This is a genomic window from Acidimicrobiales bacterium (assembly GCA_034521975.1).
Lineage (GTDB): Bacteria > Actinomycetota > Acidimicrobiia > Acidimicrobiales > SKKL01 > SKKL01.
In genome coordinates, this window is the sequence record JAXHLR010000009.1 from 178,491 (window position 1) to 201,738 (window position 23,248).

The following is a 23,248-nucleotide window of genomic DNA, read 5'->3' on the forward strand; positions in this document are numbered from 1 at the left end:
CCTTCCCCTGCGCGGCCCCGGGTGCGAGACTGATCCCATGCCCGATGCTGCAACCACCCCACCGGCAACACTCGACCAGCGCACCGCGGCCCAGGTCAAGGCGCGACGGGAACGGTTGCGGTCCACCGAGGAGCACCTGGCGTCGGCCGCGGCCGCTCCGTTCCCCGGCCGGCTCGACCTGTGGTGGGCGGGGGTGGCCAATGCCGCCACCGAGCTCGCATCGATGTTCGAGCACCACGTCCACGACACCGAAGGCACCGAAGGCCTGTTCTCCGAGATCGAGGCCGCGGCCCCCCGCCTGGCCAACGACGTGTCCAAGCTCCGCTCCGACCACCGCGAGATCGAGCGCGCGCTCGAGAGGTTGACCGCGTCGACGCCGCCACGGACTCCGGACGAGGTCTCCGCGGCGCGCGAGGCGATCCTGCAGGTGCTCTCCCGGCTGGCCCGACATCGCTTCGCCGGGTCCGATCTGCTCTACCAGGCCTACCAGGTCGACATCGGCGCCATGGACTGATCGCGTCGCGCCGGTCGCCTGTCCATCGGACGGGGAGCGATCCATCCCCCGGCCGCTACGCTGCGGCCCGAGGCCCCGGCCAACTGGTCGCAGGCCGTCCGTGTCCGCTCTGCTTCGGAGGAACCCACCAGCCATGGCCACCACCCGCAACGCATCCACCCACTGGGAAGGCCCGCTCGCCGAGGGCTCCGGTCAGGTCACCATGAAGTCCTCGGAGATCGGAACCTTCGACGTGTCGTGGCCGTCGAGGGCCGAGGAGCCCAACGGCCGCACCAGCCCCGAGGAGCTCATCGCCGCCGCCCACTCGTCGTGCTTCTCGATGGCCCTGTCGGCGGCGCTCGGCAAAGCCGGCAACCCGCCCGAATCGCTCGACACCTCGGCCGCGGTCACCTTCCAGCCCGGCGAGGGCATCACCGGCATCCACATCACGGTGCGGGGCAAGGTCCCGGGCATCTCCGCCGAGGACTTCACCGAAGCCGCCGAGGGCGCCAAGAGCAACTGTCCGGTCAGCCAGGCGCTCACCGGCACCACCATCACCCTCGAGGCCACCCTGGCCTGATCAGCTCGCTTGGTCGGGACCGTCGCCGACCGGGGTCAAGGGCCGGCCGCACAGACGGGTGAGTTCCCCGGCGGGCAGGTTCGGGGGCGCGGCCCCCGCCCAGGTGGGGCCCTCGCCACTGGTGCCTAGGATCGACGCCGTGATGAACATCTTCGTCCTGGGCCTCGACGAACCCAATCGGGTGCTGCTCGAGGCCCTCCCCGGTAGCGGAGACCGCTATCGCTTCCATCCGCTGCTCGACCACGACACGATCCGCGGGGTCGAGGAGTTCGCCGTCGAGGAGTGGCTGGACCGGTGCCGCGCCACCCTCGATGCCTTCGGGGGCAGCGTCGATGGCATCGTGTCGTTCTGGGACTTCCCGGTGACCGAGATGGCGGCGATCCTCTGCGCCGAGCGGGGACTGCCGAGCCCATCGCTCGACGCGGTGCTGCGTTGCCAGCACAAGTACTGGAGCCGGCTCGTCCAGCGTGACTGCATCCCCGAGCACACGCCGGCCTTCGCCGCCTTCGACCCCTTCGACGACACGGCGATGCGCACGCTCGATCTCGAGTTCCCCTACTGGGTGAAGCCGGTGCGCTCGTTTCGCTCCCACCTCGGGTTCCGCATTGGGTCCGAGAGCGCGATCGAGCCCGCCCTCCTCGAGATCCGCAACGGCATCGACCGCATCAGCGAGCCGCTCGAGTGGCTGCTCGATCAGGTCGAGACACCACCGGAGGTCAGCGCCCTGGCTGCGCACGCGTGCATCGCCGAGCAGCTCATCTCGGGCCACCAGTGCACGCTCGAGGGCTATGTCCACCGCGGCACGGTGCACTCCTACGGCGTGGTCGACTCGTTCCGGGCACCCAACCGCAGCACCTTCACTCGCTACCAGTACCCGTCCCACCTGCCCGAGGTCGTCCAGGACCGCATGTACGAGGTGACGGCCACGGTGCTAGCCGCCACCGGCTACGACCACGGCGCCTTCAACGTCGAGTTCTTCTACGATGCTGACGCCGACCATCTGTGGCTGCTCGAGATCAATTGCCGTGCGTCGCAGTCCCACGGAGACCTGTTCGCGAAGGTCGACGGGGTGGCCAACCTCAAGGTGGTCGTCGACCTCGGGGTCGGCCAGGAGCCCGAGATGCCCAGCGGCGCCGGTGAGTACGCGTGCGCGGCCAAGTTCTTCCTGCGCTGCTGGCACGACGCCACCGTCATGTCGGTGCCGACGCCAGAGGAGATCGCCGCCCTCGAGGAGATCGTGCCGGGGACCTCGATCCACCTGCACGTCACCGCCGGCGACCGGCTGTCCGAACTACCCGACCAGGACAGCTACAGTTTCGAGCTCGGCGAGGTGCACGTCGGAGCCGACACCGACGCGGACCTGCGGCACAAGTTCGAGGCGTGCGAACGTGCCCTGGGGATCGCTCTCGTCGAAGAAGGAGAAGACTGGTGAAGGTCATCGACTCGTTCCCGCGCCGGGTGGAGGTCCACGAGCACGTGTGGATCCCGATGTCTGACGGGTGCCGTCTGGCGGCGAGGATCTGGTTGCCCGAGAGCGCCGAGCGCGACCCGGTGCCGGCGGTGCTCGAGTACATCCCCTACCGCAAGCGCGACAGCACCAGGACCCGCGACGCCATCACCCATCCCTACCTCGCCGGGCACGGCTACGCCGCGGTGCGGGTCGACATGCGCGGCAGTGGCGACAGCGACGGCCTGCTCGACGACGAGTACCTCGAGCTCGAACAACGCGATGCCCTCGAGGTCATGGCCTGGCTCGCCGACCAGACGTGGTGCACCGGTTCAGTCGGCATGATGGGCAAGTCGTGGGGCGGGTTCAACGCCTTGCAGCTGGCCGCGCTGCAGCCGCCCGAGCTCAAGGCGATCGTCGCGGTGGCGGCCACCGACGACCGCTACGCCGACGACGTCCACTACATGGGGGGCTGCCTGCTCGGCGACAACCTCTCGTGGGGGTCGGTCATGTTCGCCTACAACTCGTGCCCGCCCGACCCCGAGCTGGTCGGCGACTCCTGGCGCGAACAGTGGCTCGAACGCCTCGAGCACGACCGTCCGTGGGTCGACCTGTGGCTCGAGCACCAGCGCCGGGACGACTACTGGAAGCACGGGTCGGTGTGCGAGGACTTCTCGGCCATCGAATGCCCGGTCATGATCGTGAGCGGGTGGGCCGACGGCTACTCCAACGCGGTCTTCCGCCTGGTCGAGAACCTCGAGGTCCCCCGCCTGGGCCTCATCGGACCGTGGAGCCACAAGTACCCCCACCTCGGGATCCCCGGTCCCGCCATCGGGTTCCTCCAGGAGATGGTCAGTTGGTGGGACCGGTGGCTCAAGGGGGTCGACAACGGCATGGACCGCGAACCGGTGCTGCGGACCTGGATGCAGGACAGCGTGCCTCCGATCACCCGCTACGACATGCGGCCCGGGCGGTGGGTCGCCGAGGACTCGTGGCCGACCCCCAACGTCACCCCGACCACGCTGGCGCTGGCACCCTCGCGACTGGTCGACGAGGGCGACGAGGGCGAGCCCGTCGAGCTCACGGTGCAGTCACCGCTGTCGATCGGCCTCTTCGCCGGCAAGTGGTGCTCCTATTCGGCGACCCCTGACCTCCCCCATGACCAGCGCGAGGAGGACGGCGGGGCCCTGGTCTTCGACAGCGACCCGCTCGACGAGCCGCTCGAGCTGCTCGGGGCGCCGATGGTCGAGCTCGACGTGGCGGCCAACCGCCCGGTCGCCATGGTGGCGGTTCGGCTCTCCGATGTCGCCCCCGACGACAAGGCCACCCGTGTCACCTACGGCCTGCTGAACCTCACCCATCGCGACAGCCACGAGCACCCGACCCCGCTCGAGCCCGGTCATCGCTACCGCGTGAGCGTGCAGCTCAACGACATCGCCGCGGTGTTCCCCGCCGGACATCGGCTCCGGATCGCCATCTCCACCTCGTACTGGCCGTTGGCCTGGCCGCCCCCCGAACCGGTGCGCCTCAGCGTGATGACCGGGTCCAGCTCGGTCACGTTGCCGGTCCGTGAGCCTCGTGAGAGCGACGCCCGGCTCCGTCCGTACGAGCCGCCGGAAGGGGCGCCTCCGATCGACACCCACGTGGTCGAGCCCGGTCACCACACCTGGCGCGTGATCCGCGACCTGGCCATCGACCAGTCCACGCTCGAGGTCGTCAAGGACGAGGGGACCGTGCACATCGACGAGATCGACCTCGATCTCCTCGACCAGACGTGGGAGTGGTACCGCAGCACCGGATCGGACTTCACCTCGCTCGAAGGCGAGACCACCTCGGTCCGCGGGTTCGCCAGGGGCGACTGGTCGGTGCGGACGGTCACCAACACCAAGCTCACCGCCGATGCCACCCACTTCAGGGTGCGTTCGACGCTCGACGCCTACGAGGACGACACCCGCATCTTCAGCCGCAACTGGGACCGAACCGTGGCCCGAGACCTGCTCTGACCTCGCCGTAGGTCTGCACCCGTGGACCGGGGCCGGATCACCGGCCATGATGGTCTCGGGGAACCCCACACCCCTCACCGGAGGTGGTCCATGTCCACGCTGCGTTCCATCCCTGCGCCCGTCGAAGCGCTGCTCGGCTCCGACGCGCTCGCCCACGTCATCACCACCAACTCCGACGGGACACCCCAGGTGTCGGTGGTGTGGTGCGGGGTCCGCGAAGACGAGATCCAGTTCTGCACCGAGGAGGCCACCGCCAAGGTGCGCAACATCCGGCGCGAGCCCCGTGTGGTGCTCTCCATCGAGGACGAAGCCCGCAACGCCTCGGGAACCCAGCAGCACCTGGTGGTGCGAGGACGCGCCCGAGTGCTCGGTCCCGCCGATCAGGATCTGTGCGACGAGCTGTGCCGGGTCCATGTCGGCAGAGCCGATCATCCGCTCAACCTCAGCCGGTCGCCCACCGCGGTCACCGTGGCCGTCCAGGTCGACCGATTCGGTGGCAACGGCCCTTGGGTCACGTCCTGACCGCGCCCTCGAGGGCGCAGCGATACCGTTCACCGCATGAACCAGCCTGACCCCCCACGGCTCGAGGTGCGCGAGCTCGACCACGTGGTGCTGCGCTGCAACGACGTCGCCACGACCCTGTCGTGGTACCGGGATGTGCTGGGCCTCGACGGCGTGCGCCTCGACGAGTGGGAGCGGGGCGACGCTCCGTTTCCCTCGGTCCGGGTCAACGCCGGCACGATCATCGACCTCGTCCCGGCCGGATGGGCACCCACCGAGGGTCCGGTCACCACCGGCGGCCACCTCGACCACCTCTGCCTCACGTTCGCGCCCTTCGATGCCGACGCCCTGGTGGCCAGTGACCGCTTCCGGGTGCAGGAGGGTCCGGTCCCGCGGTTCGGGGCCCGGGGCGAGGCAACATCGGTGTACGTGCTCGATCCCGACGACACCGTCGTCGAGCTGCGCTGCTATCCCGGCTGATCGCTCCGGCGTTGCTGGATGCCGAGCGGGCTCCGGCGCCGGTGGATGCTGAGGTAGGTCAGGCCTCTCGGCCCGGCGGTGATGCTGCGGTGGGCGCCCCGGGGAACCAGCGCGAGGACATCGCCACGCAGGGGATGGACGTCGTCGTCGATCGTCAGCTCTCCGGTGCCCGACTGCACGAACACCAACACGTCGACGTCGGCGTTGACATGTCGGGCGATCTCGCCGCCGGGCGCGAGGCGGACGAGGTTGGCGTCGAGATCACCGCCGTGGGGCAGGCTCCATACGGCGCCACCCGCGCCACTGGCGGCTGCACCGAGGTCGACCACGACCGGGCCGATGGCGTCGGCCGTCTCGTCACCGCCGACCAGGTGCGCCCAGCACGGCGGGTCGCCCCCTTCGTCGTGGGGTGGGGTCATCGTGGGGTGGCGGCGAGGCGACGTTCGGCGTCGAGCACAGCGGGGAACAACAGGTTGTTCTCCTTGTGGACGTGGAGATGGGTGTCAGCTTCCAGTTCGTCGAGCCCGGCGTAGAGCGCCTGGTAGCTGGCACAGCCATCGTCGGGGACAACGTAGTCGGCGGCGGTGGTGCGCAGCTCGGCGAGCAGCTCACCCGCCCGATCGTGCTCGGCCAGCATGACCGAGATGGGGTTGGCCAGGGTCCCGCAGTGGAACTGTGGTGGGGCGACGGCCGAGGTCAGCTCGCGGATCATGGGGAACAGGACCTGTTCCTCCTTGCGGAGGTGGGGCTCGAGGTCGGCCCTCAGCTCGTGCACCAGCCGTTCCACGTTCCCCAGCTCGGGGTGGCGCTCGCCGTGGACGCCGGCGACCTTGACCGCCAGGGCTTCGAGTCGCGGGAGCGCATCGTCCAGGTAGGCGTGGTGGGTCGCCTCGAGGTGGTCGACCAGCTCGCCGGGTCCCAGCTCGGCCCACTCGACGGGGGCCTCGGGCTCATCCACCGTGCTCAGCTGCTCGATGAGGGGATCGAGGCCGACCCCGGCCTCCTGGGCCGCGGCATCGAGGGTGCGCTGGCCGCCGCAGCAGTAGTCGAGTCCGAGCTGGTCGAGCAGTGGTGCCAGGGCCGGGCGACGGGTGACCAGCTCACCGAGGGTGGTCTGGGGATCGATGATGGTCATGGCAGGTGTTCCTTCGTGTGGTGGTCAGGTGGGCAACAGCGAGGCATCGGCCACCGCGGTGGCGTCGAGCTCGTGACGCAGTTGGGAGCGCGCCCGTTGCCATGGCTGGTGCAGGGCGCAGGTGCCGGTCTCGTTGCAGGGCCGGTCGGCGAGGACGCAGCGACCCGAGTCGGTGGGGCCCTCGACGGCTTCGATGACGGCCAGCACCGACACCGAGGACAGATCGCCGATCAGCGAGTAGCCACCGGTGGGCCCGGGATCGGAGCGGACCCAGCCGGCGCGTACCAGAGGCGTGGCGACCTGGGACACGAACCCTGCGGTGGAGTCGACCAGCAGGGCCAGCTCCGGGCCCTTGAGGCGGCGATCGCTGGCCGCGAGGACTCGCAGCATCCGCACGGCGAGGTCGCTCTTCCGGGTAACTTCCAGTCTCACACTATAAGACTAGCTCATCGGGTTCTCGTCGGCGCATCGGGCTGCCACTGCGGCGGGCGGGCCCGGCGGACGAGTCGCAGGGGGCCCTCTCCGGTGACCGACACCTGGTCACCCTCGACCTCGACGGTCAGGTGCTGACCGGCCACGGTGATCCCGTCGACATGGAGCCGGTGCAACCATGAGGGCAGCGCTGGTTCGAGGGCCACCTCGCCTCCGGGTGCCCAGGGGTCCAACCGCAGCATCGCCCGCAGCCACAGCAGGGGCGCCGCTGCTGCCCACGCCTGGGGCGAGCACGACGTGGGATAGGCGGCCGGGGTGCGGAGTCGCTCGCGGTGGAACCCGGCGAACAGCTCGGGGAGCCGGCCGTCGTGCGCGTCCGCCGCGGCGAGCTGACCATCGATCACCCGATGCGCGTCATCCAGATAGCCATAGCGCGCCAGCCCGGCGATGCACAACGCGGTGTCATGGGGCCAGACCGAGCCGTTGTGGTAGCTGACCGGGTTGTAGGCCGTCATCGAGGTGGCGAGTGTGCGGATGCCCCACCCCGAGAACATCTCCTCCGACATCAGGTGTGCGACGACCGCGTCCGCCCGGTCGGGATCGACGATCCCGGTCCACAGGCAGTGGCCGATGTTCGACGCCAGCGTTTCGATGGGTTGCTTGTCGCCGTCGAGGCCGAGCGCGTACCACCCGTGCTCCTCGAGCCAGAAGTCCTCGTTGAACCGTCGACGCAGCGTGACCGCCCGGTCGCGGTACCGATCGAACGTCGCGACGTCGCCGGTTGCGAGGGCGAGATGCGCCCGAGCCAGGTAGGCGCCGTAGACATAGCCCTGGACCTCACAGAGCGCGATGGGTCCGGTCGCCAGCTCCCCGTCGAGGTGACGCACCGCGTCCCATGAGTCCTTCCAGCCCTGGTTGACCAGACCGTCGTCGCTCTGGCGCTGGTACTCGACATAGCCGTCTCCGTCACGATCGCCGAAGTGCTCGATCCACCCCAACGCTCGATCGGCGTGGGGCAGCAGCTCCGAGACGGCCTCGCTGGCGGGGTCCCACCGTGCGAGCTCGCCCAGGAGCATCACGAACAGCGGTGTGGCGTCGATCGACCCGTAGTAGGTGTTGCTACCTCCACGCGAGAGGCTCCCACCGGACCCGAATCGCATCTCGTGAAGGATCTTCCCCGGTTCCTCCTCGGTGGCAGCATCCACCTTCGAGCCCTGGAAGCGGGCGAGGGTGCGCAGCACACCCTCCGCCAGCGACGAGTCGGCGATCAGGGTCATCCACGCGGTCAGCAGCGAGTCCCGGCCGAACACCGTCATGAACCAGGGGGCTCCCGCCGCGAGGATCGGTACATCGGGATGGTCGGGGTCGAAGATGCGCAGTGCGCCGAGGTCCTCACCCGATCGCTGCACCGCTGAGGCCAACCGCTGGTGATCGGTCTCGACACCGGGAAGAGTGGCCCGCCACGACTGCATGCGCCGCACCGGTAGGGCTTCCTCGTCGGCGCCGCCGCAGTGGAATCGGGCCTCCAGGTCCCGGCCCTCGATCTCGACGGTGAGCTCGACGCAGATCTCCCAGGTCTGTCCGTGCCCCAGCACCATTCGCCAGGTGATGTGGCCAGGTTCGACGCTCGCCGCGTCGTGGGCGTGGAGGGTCACGGCCTTGGTGTGCGTGCCGTCGCGGTGGGTGTAGCGCAGCCTCTCCTCGCTGACCTCGTGGCCGTGCTCGCCCCGTTCACGGACCCGACTCTCCTTGACCTCGAACAGGTCGGCGAAGTCGACCCCACACATCAGCTCCACCACGACGGGCGCCTCGGAGAGTCCGTGGTTGGTGACCGCGACCTGCTCGCGCATCCCCGATCCGATGCTGCGGCACCGGAAGAGCACGATGTCGGCGTCGGCGCGACCCGCCGCTGGTCGCGCGTGGCCGACGAAGGTCGCCGAGAAGGGCTCGGTCACATCCACCGCCAGTGGTTCGATGGTGTGCCCGTTGACCCGCAGCTCCCAGTCCGACAGGACCCGGGTGTCGAGCACGAACAACCCGTGGGGCAGGTCGGTGACGATGTCGCCGGTCTCTCCTGACACACAGAACGTCTGGCCCGCCACCAGGGTCACCGCGCCGCCGGCACCCCCGAGCGACGCCACCGGGGTGGTCCCTGCGAACGGCGATGCATCCTGGCTCATCGACAGACCTCCCGGGCCTCGTCCCGGACGCTACCGCCCCTTGGGCCAGGCCATGGCGACCGCTCGCCGATCTCGCCTCGCAAGAGCCGTGACCTTCGACCCTGGCGGCGGTGAGGCGGACGTGGTTCGATCAAGGTGCGGGCGCGAGCCCGCACCGGGCACCGGAGGGTGCAATGGTCTCGAACCCCCATCACCGCCACCAGCGGCCGCGACGGCTCACCGTCGGCCTCGTCGCACCGCCGTGGGTGAGCGTCCCCCCGGCGGTCTACGGCGGCACCGAGATGGTCGTCGACCTGCTCGCCCGTGGTCTCCAGGCCCGCGGGCACGAGGTCGTCCTGTTCACGACCGGCGACTCGACCTGTCCGGTCACCCGGCGTTGGCTGCACCCTCACGCGCTCGGGACCGCGTCCCGTCTCACCGAGGACGCCCACGTCGAACGGGCCTACCAGGTGCTGGCCGACGTCGACATCGTGCACGACCACACGGTCACCGGCCCGTCGCGGCCCGAACTTCACCCGCCACAGGCGCCGGTCGTCGCCACCATGCACGGAACGCTCTCACCACCGGCCGATCGCTCCTATGTCCGCGCAGCTGCGTCGGGTGTGGCGGTCGTGGCGATCTCCCACGATCAGCGGCGATCGGCGCCGCACCTTCCGGTGGCGGCAGTCATCCACCACGGGATCGACGTGGGGTCCTACCCGAAGGGGCGCGGCGAGGGCGGCTATGTCCTGTTCCTCGGCCGGATGAGCCCCGACAAGGGAGTCCACGAGGCCATCGAGATCGCCCGGGCGGCGGGGAGACGGATCATCGTGGCCGCCAAGATGTGGGAGCCCGACGAGCACCGGTACTTCACCGAGCGGGTCGAGCCGCTGCTCGGGAGCGACGCGGTCTATGTGGGGCCGGTCGACCACCTCCGCAAGGTCGAGCTGCTGGGCGGCGCCGCGGCGTTGGTGAACCCCATCGGTTGGCCCGAACCCTTCGGCCTGGTCATGGCCGAGGCCCTGGCGTGCGGAACTCCGGTGCTGGCCTACCCCGAAGGAGCCGCGCCCGAGATCATCGACGATGGTCGCACCGGGTTCCTGTGCCGGTCCCGGGAGGAGATGGTGGCGCGGTTGGGTGAGATCTCCACGATCGACCGCGACGCGTGCCGTACTGCTGCGACGACGCGCTTCTCCGCTTCGAGGATGGTCGACCAGCACCTGGCGCTCTACCACGACCTCCTGTCCGACCCCGCTGGCATCGACCTGAGACGCTCCGGCGCTGCGCTGCTCACCTGAGCACCTGGCCGTGGACGAGGCGTGACTGGCGCCGGGACGGGGTAAGGGGCCGCCATGCCCGACGATCCGGACGTGGACGAGAACAAGATATCGACCAGGGCCGATCTGCTCCCCGAGGAGCAGGCCGCCGGCAGCGACGACCCCGAGGGCCAGGCCGAGGCGGTGCTGACCGAGTCGGAGGAGCGCCGCCGGTCACGCAACGCGGCCCCCAGCACCCACCTCGAGCACCGCACCTCCGAGGACACGACCCCTCCGCCGGACTGACGCTTCGTGCGGTCCCCGAGGTCGGTCCGCTCGGATCGCTCTTCGCCACCAGGTCGGCGTGGGGTAGATTGCGCGGGTATCGGGGGGATGAGGCACAGGTCACCGTCGCCAGATCGGAGCGAGGAGTGAGTGTGGGCGGGTCGAACACAACCGCAGCCGTCCTCCACACGACCCGGGCGCTGCTCTGGATCAGCAGCCAGGCCGCCCGAGCCGCCCGACGGTTGGCCGACCAGTTCGTGGAGCCGGTCGATGCCAGGCGCCGACCGAGCGACCCCGATGCCGATGACCCGGCACCGTTCGTGGCCTTCAGCGAACTGACGGTGCCCGAGGGCGGCGAACCCCGGCTCGACGCCGCGTTCAGGAACCGCCTCGGTGCGGTGGAGCGCGCGCCCGGCTTCCGCGGGCTCGAGGTGTGGGCCGATCAGGCCCGACCGACCGAGTACTCCATGGTCACCTGGTGGGATTCGCGCGAGTCGTTCCAGCAGTACCTGCGGTCGGAGGATCACCGACGGTCCCACGACCGGATTCCCACTGGGCCCCTGGGTCCGCGTCCGCGCAGCTTCCGCCGGTTCCGGGTGGTCGCTCGATGAGTGTCGGCCCGGCCCAACGGGTGGACGAGTTCCTGGACCTCGCGGTCGAGGGCAGCTCCAAGGCGGCGATCGACCTGGTGCTGCGACTTCTCGACGACCTGGTCCCGAGCGGGACGATCATCTCCGAGCTGCTGGTGCCGGTCCAGCGCGAGGTCGGCGCGCGATGGCAGCGCGACGAGCTGAGCGTCGCCGACGAGCACCTGGCCACTGGCGTCACCGAGTCCGCCCTCCACGCGCTCGTCGGAGTCGACGCCGTCCCGGCGAAGACCGGTCTCGTCGTCCTTGCCTGTGCCGAGGGCGACTGGCACGCCCTTGCCTCGAGGATGTTCGCCGAGCAGCTCCGCAGCCGTGGCGTGGTCGTCGCCTTCCTCGGCGCCTCGACCCCCGCCGATCAGATCGCCACCTTCGTCCGGCGTCACCGCCCCGAAGCCCTGGCGGTGTCGTGTACCTCGGCGCTGTTCTACACCGGTGTCCCTCCCCTCGCCGACGCGGCCCACGCCGCGGGCATCCCGGTGCTGGTGGGTGGTCGCGCGCTGAGCGGACAACCGGATCGCTCTCGGCGTCTCGGAGCCGACGCCGAGCCCGACGACGCCGACGCGGCGATCACGATCCTCGACGACTGGCGCGAGCACCCACCGGTGGTTCGTGTCGATCCGACGCCCCTGCCCGCCGATGCGCTCGAGCTCGACCGGCGCGCCGGCGAGCTCGGCGAGGTGGCCTTCGGCGAGCTCGCGCGGCGCTTTTCTCCGATGGCGACCTACGACGACCGCCAGATCGCCCGCACGCGAGAGGACCTCGCCTACATCGTCCGGTACGTCGCCGCCGCCCACCTGGTCGACGACCCTGCCGTGTTCACCTCGTTCCTCGACTGGTTGCTCGAGGTGCTCGCGCCACGAGGAGTCCCACGGGGAGCGGTCGCCGCGAGTCTCGATGTTCTCCAGCCCCTCGTCGGCGAGGTCAGCCGTGCCGGTGGCCACCTCATCACCATCGGCCGCCAGCACCTCGAGGACACGGGCTGACCCCGAGGATGTCGTTCACTCGGCGATGAGCTGGTCGACCGGGGCGAAGTCGTCGGTGAGGTGGCGTTCGCCGTCGACGAAGGCTTCCACCTCGGTGCCGCGCAACAGCCTGCCGTCGTCGGGGCCGATCTCGAGCTCTGCGAGGGGCGCACCCGAAGCCACGAGCACGTGGTTGGCCACCGATACGGTGTCGGTTGGGGGCACGACCACCGCCACGTGGTCGAAGTGGCGCATCAGGGTGGCGGTCTGGGCCCGGGCGAAGCGGACATCGTCGCCATCGATCACGTTGAGCACGTAGGTGCCGTCGGGCCGCAGCACGCGAGCGATGTCGGCGACGAACTCGGAGGTGGTGAGGTGCCAGGGAACCGAGAGGCTGCCGAAGGCGTCGCCGACGACGAGGTCGAAGCGGTCGTCGCGCTGGTCGGCGACCACCCGCCGTGCATCGTCGACCACCACCTCGACATCGTCGCCTTGTCCCAGGCCGAGGCGGTCCTGGGCGATGCGCACCAGCTCGGGATCGATCTCGGCCACCAGGTTCACGCCACCCGCTCGGGTGGCGTCGAGGTACCGGGGGAAGGTGAAGCCTCCCCCACCGATGTGGAGGGCGTCGATCCGTCCCGCGGTGGTCTGGTCGGCCACTTGGGCGAAGAGGCGCACGTACCGGAACTCCAGGTGGGTGGGATCGTCGAGGTCGACGTAGCTGTGGCGCAAGGTGTCCAGCCGAAGGACCCGCCCACTGGGCCTGGCGGGATCGTGTTCGACGGTGACGCAGAAGTATGGGGTCTCCCACTGACACACCGACGGGGTCGTGGCACCCATGCCGAGCGCGCCGACGATCACCGCCAGCACCAGTGCCGTCGACCGCGGCGACGGCATGCCGGCGGCGAAGCGCCACCACAGCACCGTGCCGCCGACGACGAGGGCTCCGCCGATGGTCAACACGATCGGACGGGTGGGCATCGCTTCGATGAGGACGAACCCGGTGGCGAAGGTGCCGACGAGGGCGCCGGCGGTACCCGCCGCCGACAGGCCGCCGACGACCGAACCGGTCTGTCCGAGGTCGGCGAGACGCAGCTTGGCCACCATCGGGCTTGCGGCCGACAGCACCGCGGCGGGCAGGAAGAACGCCGCGCCGGTCAGCACCACGATCGAGGCTGCGCCCCGCCCCGACATCGGTCCGAGCCAAGCGAGGGTGGGCAGCGACCACCAGGCGAGGATGCCGCCGAAGATGAGGGTCGGTCCCAGCAGGCGGCTCGGGTCGACGCGGTCGGCGAGGCGGCCGCCCAGCGCGGTGCCGACGGCGATGGCGGCCAACACCGTGCCGATGATCCCGGTGTAGGTCAACAGGGTGACGCCGGTGTAGGGGGCCAGGAGCCGGCCGGCCAGGATCTCCAGCACCAGTACCGCGGCCGAGGTCGTGAACACGATCGTCACGGCCAGCGGGGCGCCGAGTCGTGGCTGGGACATGCACCGATGGTGACAGGACCCGGCCGCCGTGGCGACATCGGGGGAGGCTGCTCCGACCCGCCGCCCGGATCGCTACTCGCCGTCGGCCTCCGGCTCGGCGCGGGGAGCATCGGAACGTCGGCCCATCTCCTCGATGGTGGACGGGACGTCCTCGTCGAGGCCTGCCATCCAGAGGCTTCCGGCCATGACCGCGCCCCAGACCGTGAGGCCGAAGACCACCACGCCGACAGTGAAGATGACGATCTCGCTCATGGCCGGCGCTCCCCTCGGGTCGCCGGCGCGTGCTCGGTGGGCGTGAGCAGCAAGGTGCCCAGCGAGTGGATGGACGGCACCCACAGGCCCACGAAGATGCCGGCGGTGGTGTTGTCCTCCATGAAGTAGAGCCACACGGAGAACGCGAACGAGGCGAACGCGGCGATGAGGAACGGCAGCTTGAGCCGGAGGGATGGGTGGAGTGCGGGCATCGGTGGGGCACCTTGCTTGGACGACGTTTACCCCTCTTTCGCCGAACGAGCTCTCGCGGATGCACCGGTGAGCGCGCCACGGGTGACGAGACGACCCCCAGACGCTCTGGCTGAGAGGGTCAGGCCTGGTCCCAGATCATCCCGCCATGGGTGCTGCCGCTGAGCATCTCGGCCGGTGACCGCTTGTCGATGTGGCCGATGAGCCCCCGGTAGATGCCGTAGCCCACCAGCTCCTGCAGACGCGGTGTGAAGGTGGCGACCAGCGACGGTGACAGACCGAGCTGCTGGTTCTCCTGTTGACGGATGTATCCGGCGCAGTAGTTCATGGCGACCCCCACTCTGCGATCGCGGGACTGGTTGGCCCCTCCCCCGTGCCAGAGCGACCCGTGCCACACCAGCACACTGCCCGCGGCCATGGTGGCGGGGATCGAGTCGTGGTCGGCGCCGTACTCGGGTGAGGAGTCTGCGAGGTGCGAGCCCGGAACGATGCGGGTGGCGCCGTTCTCCTCGGTGAAGTCGGTCAGGGCCCACATGGTGTTGCACACCGTCGGCGGGTGTGGCTTGGGGATGGGGATGAGCTGATCGTCGGCGTGGATCGGTTGGGCGGTCTCGCCGGGCCGGATGTCGATCGACGACAGCGACGAGATCAGACAGCCCGAGCCGAGTACCCCGTCGACCACCGGGAGCACCTCGGGGTGGATCGGCACCTGCTGGAACACCTCGTCGTGAGCCAACAGGTTGTAGACCCGCAGCGTGTTCGCTCCCTCGAAGCGGTTGCCGGCCGGTTCGATGCCGAGCTCCTCGACAAGGCGGTCGAGCGTTTCGAGCAGCGCCGCGCCCAGGTCGGGGGCGAAGGCGTCCTCGATGATCGTGTAGCCGTCCTGCTCGACACGTTCGAGGTGTGCCGCGATCTGGTCGGTCCCCATATGCGCGAACGTTAGCCCCGCGCCGGGCTGAGGCATCTCCCTCGGCCCGGTGGCGAGGCTCAGGTGAGAGGCGCCGGAGCAGCCAACCCGACCGCAGCCAGCGCGTCGACCGGGCCGGGTCGGCCGAAGTACCAGCCCTGGCCATGGTCGACCGACTCGGAGAGCAGGGCGTCGGCGTCCTCGGATGTCTCGACGCCCTCGGCGACCACGACGGCACCGCAGGCGTGGCCGAACTCGGACAGAAGGCTCGAGCACCGAGGGTCGAAGAGCGAGTGCGGGGACAGGTTGACGGCCAGGTATCCGTCGAGGCGGTCGAGGTGGGCGACGGCGTTTCGCACCGCCAACAGCTCGAGTGCCACTCCTTCGCCGATCGTGGCCGCCTCCGCGAAGCACACGTCGGGCGCCAGGCCCCACTCCTGGGGGAACCTGCTCAGGGCCTCGGCACCCACCCGGTGACCGGTGAGAAGCTCCACGATGGGCTGCACCACCACCACCGGGCCGCCGGCCGCGATCACTGGATCCAGGCGCTCCCGGATCCCGGCCTCGCGCCGACGCTCGTTCACACCGGGCTCGATCACAGCGGCCGCTGCTCGGGCGAGGACCTCCATGAGCGCCTGGTCTCGCTTCGTGAGCCCCTTGTCGGCGGTGAACCCCGCCGCACAGAACGTCCCGTAGAGGCTTCCATCGCTCAGGTGCACCGGCACCGACACGTAGCTGCGGATCCGGGGAAACCGGGCGGCGGGGAGGCGCTTGGCCTCCGGGAGCTTGGCTACGTTGGGGATGACCGGGGGCAGCTTGCCGTCGAGGATGGCCTGGCAGAACGACGAGTCCTGAGGTTGGGTCTGCCCGTCCTTGAACAGCGGAATCGACGATTCCACCACCTCGAGGTGCTGGGTGGTGCCGTCGAGGCGTGACAGGAAGGTCAGGCTGAGGCCAAGGGCATCCTTGGCGGTGCTCAGGAGCTCCGCCACCTGCTCCTCGGCATCAGATCGCACGTGGCCCATCGAGGCTCATCGACCGATCCGACGGTCGGCTTGAGAGCACACACTCGAGCGGGCGATCCGGCCCCTCGACACTGGTCCATATGGCCCTAAGTGACCCCGAGAGCACAGGCGGGGGCCAAACGGGTCGATACCTGGTGCATGAAGACTCGCTCCACGGACGATCGTGCATCAGAGGCACCGGCACGCACCGAGGTCTCTGGGGGAGGCCCCGTCTTGGGCCGCGGCGTCGGCATCTTCGTCTCGGCGGTCGTCGTGTCTGGCGCCGGGCTGCTCGGTCTGGTGGTGTGGGCCGGAGATCCGCAGCCTGTCGGCACGCCACGCGACGGTGTCGTGTTCGGCGCCTGGCGGGTGCTCTACGACAGCGCCGCCCCGTCGCTTTCGATCCTGGTCACCTCGTTCTGCCTGGCGGTGCTGGCGGCGATCGGCATCGCCGCCGCCGAGCGCGTCGTCACCGACCGAGCCCGGCGTTCGACCGACAGCGCTCGTCGTCCCCTCGCTCCCCGGACGATCATGGCCGGCAATCGAGGCGAGTACGCCGGGCCGGTCACCATCACGGTGCTCGTGCCCGCCCACAACGAGCACGCCTCGATCGGAGCGACCCTCGTGTCGCTGTTCGAACAGAGCCGGCCACCCGAGCGGGTCATCGTGGTCGCCGACAACTGCAGCGACGACACGGCCTGGATCGCCCGGGGACATGGCGCCGAGGTGTTCGAGACCATCGGCAACACCGAGAAGAAGGCCGGTGCGCTCAACCAAGCGATCCCCGGGCTCCTCGACGAGATGGGCGACAACGACTGCGTCATGGTGGTGGACGCCGACACGGTGCTCGACCCAGGGTTCCTCGCCACCGCGGTCCAGCGCCTCGCTGGTGACCGGGCCATCATGAGCATCGGGGGCCTCTTCTACGGCGACGACACCGGCGGGCTCCTCGCCCAGTTCCAGCGAAACGAGTACGTGCGCTACAGCCGCGAGCTCGAGCGGCGTCGCGGTCGGGTGTACGTACTGACCGGCACCGCCTCGATCTTCCGCTCCGCCGCCCTGCGCACGGTCGCCGACTCTCGCGGCTCGCTTCTGCCCGGCGTGCGCGGTGACATCTACGACACCGCTGCGCTCACCGAGGACAACGAGCTGACCCTCGCCCTCAAGAGCCTCGGGGCGCTCATGACCAGCCCTCACGAGTGCCGGGTGGTCACCGAACTGATGCCCAAGTGGAGCCACCTGTGGAACCAGCGGCTGCGGTGGCAGCGCGGTGCGCTGGAGAACCTGGGCGCCTACGGGTTCAAGCCCTCCCTGGTGCGCTACTGGGCGCAACAGCTCGGCATCGGCTACAGCGTCATCGCCCTCAGCTCCTTCTGGCTGCTCATCGCCGTCACGGTGTTGGCGACCCCCGACTGGGTCTGGTACCCGTTCTGGCTCAGCATCGGTGCGATCTTCGTGGTCGACCGGGTCGTCAGCGCGTGGCAAGGGGGTTGGCGGGCACGCATCCTGGCCGTGCTGCTGTTCCCGGAGCTGGTGTATGACCTCTTCCTCGACGTCGTCTACGTCAAGGGCGTGCTCGACATCACCTTCGCCCGCCAGGCGACGTGGGGGCACGTCCCCCACACAGCCGATCTCGTCCGGGTCGGCGATCCGGTACCGGAGGCGGCAGCATGAACGTCGTCTCTGCGCTCGTCCTCGCCACGGTGCTGCCCGAGTCGATCCTCGGAGCCCACTGGTTCGCCGTGCTGTCCACCTTCGTGGCGATCAACACGATCCTCTACGTGTCGATGTCGATCTTCAAGATCCTGCCGAAGCCCTACCTCAGCGATGTCGTGCGGCCCCACGGTCGGCGCGCCGAGACCCGATCGATCTACCCGAACGGCCACAGCGCACCCGACGAGGGCTAGAGCGTTCAGGGCGTTGCTCGCCGCCGGCTCGGATCCCCCGGTCAGCCCTGCGCGCGGAGCGCGCCGATCAGGTCCGCCTTGCGCATGCCGGAGCGTCCGGGAACGCCAGCCTCCTCGGCCATCGTGGTGAGCTGGCCGACGTTCAGTGCCTCGAGCCCGTCATCGGGCGGGTGTAGCTCGGCGAGCGCGCCCGCGCGGAGCTCATCGCCCATCGCCTGCCACGTGTGCCAGTAGCGGCCGAGCCTGTCCACGAACGCATCGGGTTTCTCGGCATAGAGCCGGGCCCCGAGGCTCTGCGCGGCCTTCTCGAGCGCGACCCGCCGACCGCGCACCACGACGAGGGCGCCGTCGACCTGCTCGCCACCACCGAACTCGTCGGGGCTGTCGGTCAGCTGCTGCTCCAGGACCGCCAGGTCGTGGGCATCACCGAGGGCGTCGGACAGGTCTTTGAACCGCTTGCCCAGCGGATTCAGCACCGAGGGGGCGGCGTCATCGAGCAGCCGCACGTGGTACCAGGTGTACTTCGCCCGCTTGCGCCACTCGTGGAAGTGCTCCGGAGATGGTGCGTCGACCACGGGGCCGAGGGCCTTGCGGCCGCGCGCGTAGGTCTTGTGCAGTCCGGGACCGATGGCGTCCCATCCGTCGTCGTTCAGCGACCAGTCGTCGACTGCCTCGCGCCCTTGCTCGAGCAGCCGACGGGCACGACGAACAGCGCCATCGTCGTCTTCCACCTTGGCGGTGGCCGCGACAGCACGATGACGCAGTCCGGCACGCACGCCGGGGAGTCCTCCGTCGGGCAGCTGGTCGATGCTCGCCGCGACGACGTCGTCGAAGGTGCCGAGCAGTGACTCGGCATCTCGGATGCTGCTCAGCTCCCGAGCCGCGTCGCGAAAGATCTCGTTCGCGTCCCGGTACTGGCCCCCGAGCGACGGGCGCACCAGTCGCACGAGGGCGCGAAGCTTCTTGCAGCGCTTCCGGCAGTCGTGGACCGCCTCCACGGGCCCTGTCCGACCTGGCATCGCGAGGTCCGCGAGCGCCTTTCGGACCTGGTCCTCGGCGACGTGTCGCACCGACGCTTCGACGGTCTTCGTTCGTTTGATGGAGTACGCCATGGCGCCATTCTGAGCTGTGGGACGAATCTGCTTCGCTGTCTACCCAGAGTCCACCCTCGACACGCTCTGACGTGGTGCGAAGCTACACCGGATGCGAACGACCACAGGCAGCTGCGGAGAGATCACCGACGCGAGACGCTCCCCCTCCCGACCATCGCCCAAAGACGCAGCTGACCAGGGCGCTTACCCTGGTCAGGTGGTGTCGGACGTCGGGCAGGCCCGAGCCAGACCGTGTCGGACGTAGGAGTACCCGCCCGGCGTCCCGCTCAAGAGCGCGCCACGGCCCGCTCGTCGCTCCGGCCCCTCCCCTTGTCATCACTTGTCATCAGGGCGCCGACGCCGAGCAGTCGGGCGGGCCGCGCAACTCCCCTGTCCGACGATGCGGCGAGCGCTCAGGGTTCGTGGTCCTCGGTCGAGGCGACTCGCAGGGCTTCGAGCTCGGGCAGTGCCTCGTGGTCCTTCTCCCGATCGGCGAAGCGCTTCGAGTCGATGATGTCGCCGAGCCCGGCGAGGCGGATCTCGACCTCGTTGACGGAGATGGCGACAGATCGACCAGCGAGCTCTCCATACGATCGCCGTCCACCGTCGAGGTCACGGAGCGAGCGGAGGACGTCGAGGTCTCCGGCTGTCGTTCGCCAGGTCGAGACCTCCAACCCTCGCAAGGTCGGGGCATCGACTTGGACCGGTAGCGCCCGGGCCTCGTCGTCGCTCAGGCCTCCCACGCGGAGGAACGCCCCCAGCTCGGTGAGGGCGGCGCCGAGGCGTCGCAGGTTCTCGTCATCGTCATCGGGCAGGACGTCCACGTCCTCGGTCAGGCGTTCGGAGCCGTGGAATCGAGCGGCTACTCCACCGACGAGCAGGTACTGGACGTGGTGACGATCGAACACCTCGACTACACGGTCGATGTCGAGCGGCGGGTGATCGCCCACCAGATCAAGCCGAGCGCTCGGCGGTCTCCCGCTCCCGCCTCAGCTCTTCGAGGAACTCGAGGACCGCCTCGGCACTGTCCAGCCGCCGACCGTCGTTGGTGATCGACACGTCGTCGTCGGTCGCGGGGCCGCCGCCAGCGACGAACGCTGTCGCCTCACCCGGGCCGTAGACACGCTTCACCGGAGCCATGGGTTCAAGGCTACCTGCCTGCGGTCGACGGTCGATCTCGGCCTTGCAGATCCTCCTGTGACGCGCCCTACGGGTCGAGAGCTCCTCGGCCGAGGGCGAATGTCTTCGGGTCGAACTTGTGCCAGGTGATCGGCGTCGAGGTGGCTGGAGTCCGTGTCCCGCGTGGCAGTGCGAGGTCGATCGTTGCCGGGATCTCGTCGGTCAGCCCGTGACGAGCCAGCGCGCTGGTGAGGCACATCGTCGCTCGTTCGGAACGGAACGCGACCTCGATGAGGTCCGGATCAGCCCTTGAATGACAACGGTTTCCGTCGTCGCTACCAGCGCCGTTCCCCATGGCGACCGTGGTCGAGATCGGCGTGACGTCGGGAGCGGGAGTCGTCCGCGTCGCGGCGCTCCCCGCCCTCGCTGTGCTCGAAGGGCTCCACACGGCGAAGCGAAAGCCCTCACCACCCGATCCCGGTGATGCCCAACCCGCTCCTTGCGCTGGGGGCAAGGTCAGTGAACGACCTGGAGGCGAACAAGATCTGTCGCCAGTGACATCATCAGCCTTTTCTGATATTCATGGTGCATGGCATCAACGACCACCGAAGGGCTCGTCGAGATCTCCGTGGCGGCCCGGATGTTCCACGGGCTGAGCGATCCGACCCGTCTGTCGATCCTGTTGGCGCTGCTCGACGGTGAACGGCGGGTGAGCGACCTGGTCGAGATCGTGGGCTCGTCACAGTCGAACGTGTCGAACCACCTCGCATGCCTGAAGGGCTGCGGCCTGGTCACCGACCGACCGGCAGAGCGTCGTCAGGTCTTTTACTCGATCGCCCACACCGAGCTCCGAGAGTTGCTGGAGAAGGCCGAGCAGGTGCTGGAGCTGTCGGGCCACGCGGTCCGTCTCTGCGACCACCCGTGGATGGGTGCGGGAGCGCACGACGATGGCTGATGCGTGCTGCGCTCCGCCCACCGATCCCGTCGAGGACGGCGCAGCGGGCTGGTCCGAACAGTGGCGGCTGGTGGCCGCGGTGGTGGCGACGACGGCCTGGGCGGTGGGTGTCGCCGCGGGCTGGGCCGACGCGGGGGCGCTGTCGCCGGGTGCCTTCGTCGTGGCGGTGGTCTCGGGTGGGGCCACGTTCGTCCCGTCCTCGTTGATCGATCTGCGACACGGTCGGGTCGGGGTTGGCTTGTTGATGACGATCGCGGGTGCCGGCGCGCTGGTGCTCGGGGAGCTGCCCGAGGCCGCGGCGCTCGCGTTCTTGTTCTCCATCTCCGAGGCGCTCGAGTCCTGGGCGGTGACCCGGGCCCGGCGTGAGCTGCGTGCGGTGCTCTCGATCGTGCCCGACACCGCCCTGGTGCGCCGCGGCAGCGAGATCGTCGAGGTCCCCACCGACGAGGTGGCCTCCGGAGACATCCTGGTGCTGCGAGCCGGTGCCCGGCTGGTGACCGATGCCGTGGTGACCGAAGGGCGGTCGGTGCTCGACGTCTCGGCGGTGACCGGCGAGTCGCTGCCGGTCGAGTGCGGCCCCGGCGATGCAGTCATCGCGGGCAGCATCAACGGCGGCGGCCACCTCGAGCTCACCGCGACCACTCCCGCCTCCGACAGCACCCTCGCCCGGATCGTGCACGCGGTGGAAGAGGCCCAAGATCGCAAGGGCCACGCCCAGCGCATCGCCGACCGCATCGCCAGGCCGTTGGTGCCGGTGATCCTGGTGGTCGCCGCTACGGTGGCAGGCCTCGGCGCCTTGGCCGGCGACCCCGCGCTGTGGGCAGAACGGGCCTTGGTGGTGTTGGTCGCTGCGGCGCCGTGCGCGCTGGCGATCTCAGTGCCGGTCACGACCTTCGCGGCGATCGGTGCCGCCACCCGCACCGGGGTGCTCATCAAGGGCGGCGCCGCCCTCGAGGCCCTCGCCACGGTGCGGGTCGTGGCCTTCGACAAGACCGGCACCCTCACCCGCAACCAGCCACGCGTCGTCGACGTCGCCGCCCACGGGCTCGACCGGCGTCTCGTGCTGGAGCTGGCGTCGGCACTCGAGGCTCACAGTGACCACCCGCTCGCCACAGCCATCACCGCCGAGCACGAACCAACCCGTGCGGCGGCACAGGTGCAGACAGTTGCCGGGGCGGGGGTCACCGGCAACGTCGACGGCCATGTGGTCCGGCTCGGCAACCCGCGCTTCGTCGACCCCGGACCCTTCGCTGCCGACGTCGACCGCATGACCGCCGCGGGAGCATCGGTGGTGGTCGTGGAACGCGATGGGACCCCGGTCGGGGCGGTCGCCGTGCGCGACGACCTACGTCCCGAAGCAACCGACACCGTCGCCGCCCTTGCTCGCCTCGACCTCGCCACGGTGATCCTCACCGGCGACCACACCCGCACCGCACGCGCGATCGCCGACCAGGTCGGCATCGACGACGTGCGCGCCGAGCTGCTCCCGGCCGACAAGGCCGACGCGGTGGCCGACCTCAGGCGGCGCGGACCTGTGCTGATGATCGGCGACGGCATCAACGACGCGCCCGCTCTCGCCAGCGCCGATGTCGGCGTGGCCATGGGGGCGCTGGGCTCCGACGTCGCCATCGAAGCCGCCGACGTGGCCATCATGGGCGATCACCTCACCCACCTCCCCGACCTGTTGATCCACGCCCGACGGTCCCGGCGGATCATGGTCCAGAACCTCGCCATGTCGGGGCTGCTGATCGCCACCCTCATCCCGCTCGCGGGCGTCGGCCTGCTCGGCCTCGGGGTCGTCGTAGCGATCCACGAAGGCGCCGAGGTCCTGGTGATCGCCAACGGGCTCCGCGCCCGCGCGACCTCTGCCACATCCCCCGACACGATGCCCGTGCCAGAGCTCGAGGAACACGTCCATGTCTGACCCGTTGCGAT

At 69.8% G+C, this 23,248-nt stretch carries 26 protein-coding genes; 14 read left to right on the forward strand and 12 right to left on the reverse strand.

Going from position 1 to position 23,248, the window contains the following annotated elements:
- The first annotated feature begins 37 nt into the window (after window positions 1–37).
- The 6 genes from U5K29_14830 (at window position 38) to U5K29_14855 (ending at window position 5,504) form a co-directional block, all read left to right on the forward strand.
- Window positions 38–514, forward strand: a complete 477-nt coding sequence (locus tag U5K29_14830; protein ID MDZ7679816.1) for a hemerythrin domain-containing protein — start codon at window positions 38–40, stop codon at window positions 512–514.
- 133 nt (window positions 515–647) lie between these two features.
- Window positions 648–1,073: an OsmC family protein gene (locus U5K29_14835; GenBank protein ID MDZ7679817.1), complete on the forward strand. Its 426-nt coding sequence runs from the start codon at window positions 648–650 to the stop codon at window positions 1,071–1,073.
- 139 nt (window positions 1,074–1,212) lie between these two features.
- A complete protein-coding gene (locus tag U5K29_14840; GenBank protein ID MDZ7679818.1) occupies window positions 1,213–2,505 on the forward strand; it encodes a hypothetical protein in 1,293 nt (430 codons plus the stop codon).
- Entirely contained in the window at window positions 2,502–4,523 is a 2,022-nt protein-coding gene (locus tag U5K29_14845) for a CocE/NonD family hydrolase (protein MDZ7679819.1), read from the forward strand. The genes U5K29_14840 and U5K29_14845 overlap by 4 nt, the downstream gene beginning before the upstream one ends.
- A gap of 90 nt (window positions 4,524–4,613) precedes the next feature.
- Window positions 4,614–5,045: a TIGR03618 family F420-dependent PPOX class oxidoreductase gene (locus U5K29_14850; protein ID MDZ7679820.1), complete on the forward strand. Its 432-nt coding sequence runs from the start codon at window positions 4,614–4,616 to the stop codon at window positions 5,043–5,045.
- A gap of 36 nt (window positions 5,046–5,081) precedes the next feature.
- A complete protein-coding gene (locus U5K29_14855) occupies window positions 5,082–5,504 on the forward strand; it encodes a VOC family protein (GenBank protein ID MDZ7679821.1) in 423 nt (140 codons plus the stop codon).
- Here U5K29_14855 and U5K29_14860 read toward each other — a convergent pair.
- The 4 genes from U5K29_14860 to U5K29_14875 are packed head-to-tail and all read right to left on the reverse strand — an operon-like array spanning window position 5,492 to window position 9,251.
- Complete coding sequence (locus U5K29_14860) at window positions 5,492–5,923, reverse strand: cupin domain-containing protein (protein ID MDZ7679822.1); 432 nt, start codon at window positions 5,921–5,923, stop codon at window positions 5,492–5,494. The two genes, U5K29_14855 and U5K29_14860, sit on opposite strands and share 13 nt — an antisense overlap.
- Window positions 5,920–6,639 carry an iron-sulfur cluster repair di-iron protein gene (gene ric / locus U5K29_14865; GenBank protein MDZ7679823.1) on the reverse strand — a complete coding sequence of 240 codons (720 nt, stop codon included), beginning with the start codon at window positions 6,637–6,639 and terminating at the stop codon, window positions 5,920–5,922. Before ric ends, U5K29_14860 begins: the two co-directional genes overlap by 4 nt.
- 24 nt (window positions 6,640–6,663) lie before the next feature.
- Complete coding sequence (locus U5K29_14870; GenBank protein ID MDZ7679824.1) at window positions 6,664–7,071, reverse strand: Rrf2 family transcriptional regulator; 408 nt, start codon at window positions 7,069–7,071, stop codon at window positions 6,664–6,666.
- Window positions 7,072–7,085: 14 nt separating this feature from the next.
- Window positions 7,086–9,251 carry a glycogen debranching N-terminal domain-containing protein gene (locus U5K29_14875; GenBank protein MDZ7679825.1) on the reverse strand — a complete coding sequence of 722 codons (2,166 nt, stop codon included), beginning with the start codon at window positions 9,249–9,251 and terminating at the stop codon, window positions 7,086–7,088.
- 173 nt (window positions 9,252–9,424) lie between these two features.
- On the opposite strand from U5K29_14875, the gene U5K29_14880 reads away from it, so the two are divergent.
- From U5K29_14880 to U5K29_14895, 4 genes are all read left to right on the forward strand, one after another.
- Window positions 9,425–10,528: a glycosyltransferase family 4 protein gene (locus tag U5K29_14880; protein ID MDZ7679826.1), complete on the forward strand. Its 1,104-nt coding sequence runs from the start codon at window positions 9,425–9,427 to the stop codon at window positions 10,526–10,528.
- A 54-nt stretch (window positions 10,529–10,582) separates the two neighbouring features.
- On the forward strand, window positions 10,583–10,792 hold the full coding sequence (locus U5K29_14885) for a hypothetical protein (GenBank protein MDZ7679827.1): 210 nt from the start codon (window positions 10,583–10,585) through the stop codon (window positions 10,790–10,792).
- A 131-nt stretch (window positions 10,793–10,923) separates the two neighbouring features.
- Window positions 10,924–11,382 carry an antibiotic biosynthesis monooxygenase gene (locus tag U5K29_14890; GenBank protein ID MDZ7679828.1) on the forward strand — a complete coding sequence of 153 codons (459 nt, stop codon included), beginning with the start codon at window positions 10,924–10,926 and terminating at the stop codon, window positions 11,380–11,382.
- Window positions 11,379–12,401 carry a cobalamin-dependent protein gene (locus U5K29_14895; protein MDZ7679829.1) on the forward strand — a complete coding sequence of 341 codons (1,023 nt, stop codon included), beginning with the start codon at window positions 11,379–11,381 and terminating at the stop codon, window positions 12,399–12,401. Before U5K29_14890 ends, U5K29_14895 begins: the two co-directional genes overlap by 4 nt.
- Before the next feature lie 15 nt (window positions 12,402–12,416).
- Here U5K29_14895 and U5K29_14900 read toward each other — a convergent pair whose 3' ends face one another.
- The 5 genes from U5K29_14900 to U5K29_14920 all read right to left on the reverse strand — a co-directional run bounded on the left by U5K29_14900 (window position 12,417) and on the right by U5K29_14920 (window position 16,262).
- Complete coding sequence (locus U5K29_14900; protein ID MDZ7679830.1) at window positions 12,417–13,868, reverse strand: fused MFS/spermidine synthase; 1,452 nt, start codon at window positions 13,866–13,868, stop codon at window positions 12,417–12,419.
- Between the two features lie 72 nt (window positions 13,869–13,940).
- Complete coding sequence (locus U5K29_14905) at window positions 13,941–14,120, reverse strand: hypothetical protein (GenBank protein MDZ7679831.1); 180 nt, start codon at window positions 14,118–14,120, stop codon at window positions 13,941–13,943.
- Window positions 14,117–14,332 (reverse strand): hypothetical protein, encoded by a 216-nt coding sequence (locus U5K29_14910; protein ID MDZ7679832.1) that lies wholly within the window; start codon window positions 14,330–14,332, stop codon window positions 14,117–14,119. Before U5K29_14910 ends, U5K29_14905 begins: the two co-directional genes overlap by 4 nt.
- A gap of 119 nt (window positions 14,333–14,451) precedes the next feature.
- Window positions 14,452–15,258 carry a phytanoyl-CoA dioxygenase family protein gene (locus U5K29_14915; protein ID MDZ7679833.1) on the reverse strand — a complete coding sequence of 269 codons (807 nt, stop codon included), beginning with the start codon at window positions 15,256–15,258 and terminating at the stop codon, window positions 14,452–14,454.
- Between the two features lie 59 nt (window positions 15,259–15,317).
- Window positions 15,318–16,262, reverse strand: a complete 945-nt coding sequence (locus U5K29_14920) for an EAL domain-containing protein (protein ID MDZ7679834.1) — start codon at window positions 16,260–16,262, stop codon at window positions 15,318–15,320.
- 213 nt (window positions 16,263–16,475) lie between these two features.
- On the opposite strand from U5K29_14920, the gene U5K29_14925 reads away from it, so the two are divergent.
- Entirely contained in the window at window positions 16,476–17,915 is a 1,440-nt protein-coding gene (locus U5K29_14925) for a glycosyltransferase family 2 protein (GenBank protein MDZ7679835.1), read from the forward strand.
- The gene (locus tag U5K29_14930) at window positions 17,912–18,148 is read left to right on the forward strand and encodes a hypothetical protein (GenBank protein ID MDZ7679836.1); all 237 of its coding nucleotides are present in this window, start codon (window positions 17,912–17,914) and stop codon (window positions 18,146–18,148) included. Before U5K29_14925 ends, U5K29_14930 begins: the two co-directional genes overlap by 4 nt.
- A 41-nt stretch (window positions 18,149–18,189) precedes the next feature.
- Here U5K29_14930 and U5K29_14935 read toward each other — a convergent pair whose 3' ends face one another.
- The 3 genes from U5K29_14935 to U5K29_14945 form a co-directional block, all read right to left on the reverse strand.
- Window positions 18,190–19,260: a CHAD domain-containing protein gene (locus U5K29_14935; GenBank protein ID MDZ7679837.1), complete on the reverse strand. Its 1,071-nt coding sequence runs from the start codon at window positions 19,258–19,260 to the stop codon at window positions 18,190–18,192.
- A gap of 392 nt (window positions 19,261–19,652) precedes the next feature.
- The gene (locus U5K29_14940; protein ID MDZ7679838.1) at window positions 19,653–20,189 is read right to left on the reverse strand and encodes a hypothetical protein; all 537 of its coding nucleotides are present in this window, start codon (window positions 20,187–20,189) and stop codon (window positions 19,653–19,655) included.
- 4 nt (window positions 20,190–20,193) lie between these two features.
- Complete coding sequence (locus U5K29_14945; protein MDZ7679839.1) at window positions 20,194–20,379, reverse strand: hypothetical protein; 186 nt, start codon at window positions 20,377–20,379, stop codon at window positions 20,194–20,196.
- A gap of 568 nt (window positions 20,380–20,947) precedes the next feature.
- On the opposite strand from U5K29_14945, the gene U5K29_14950 reads away from it, so the two are divergent.
- Together U5K29_14950 and U5K29_14955 are read left to right on the forward strand one after the other, a co-directional pair.
- Window positions 20,948–21,313 carry a metalloregulator ArsR/SmtB family transcription factor gene (locus U5K29_14950; protein ID MDZ7679840.1) on the forward strand — a complete coding sequence of 122 codons (366 nt, stop codon included), beginning with the start codon at window positions 20,948–20,950 and terminating at the stop codon, window positions 21,311–21,313.
- Entirely contained in the window at window positions 21,306–23,237 is a 1,932-nt protein-coding gene (locus U5K29_14955; GenBank protein MDZ7679841.1) for a cation-translocating P-type ATPase, read from the forward strand. Before U5K29_14950 ends, U5K29_14955 begins: the two co-directional genes overlap by 8 nt.
- Window positions 23,238–23,248 lie beyond the last annotated feature (11 nt).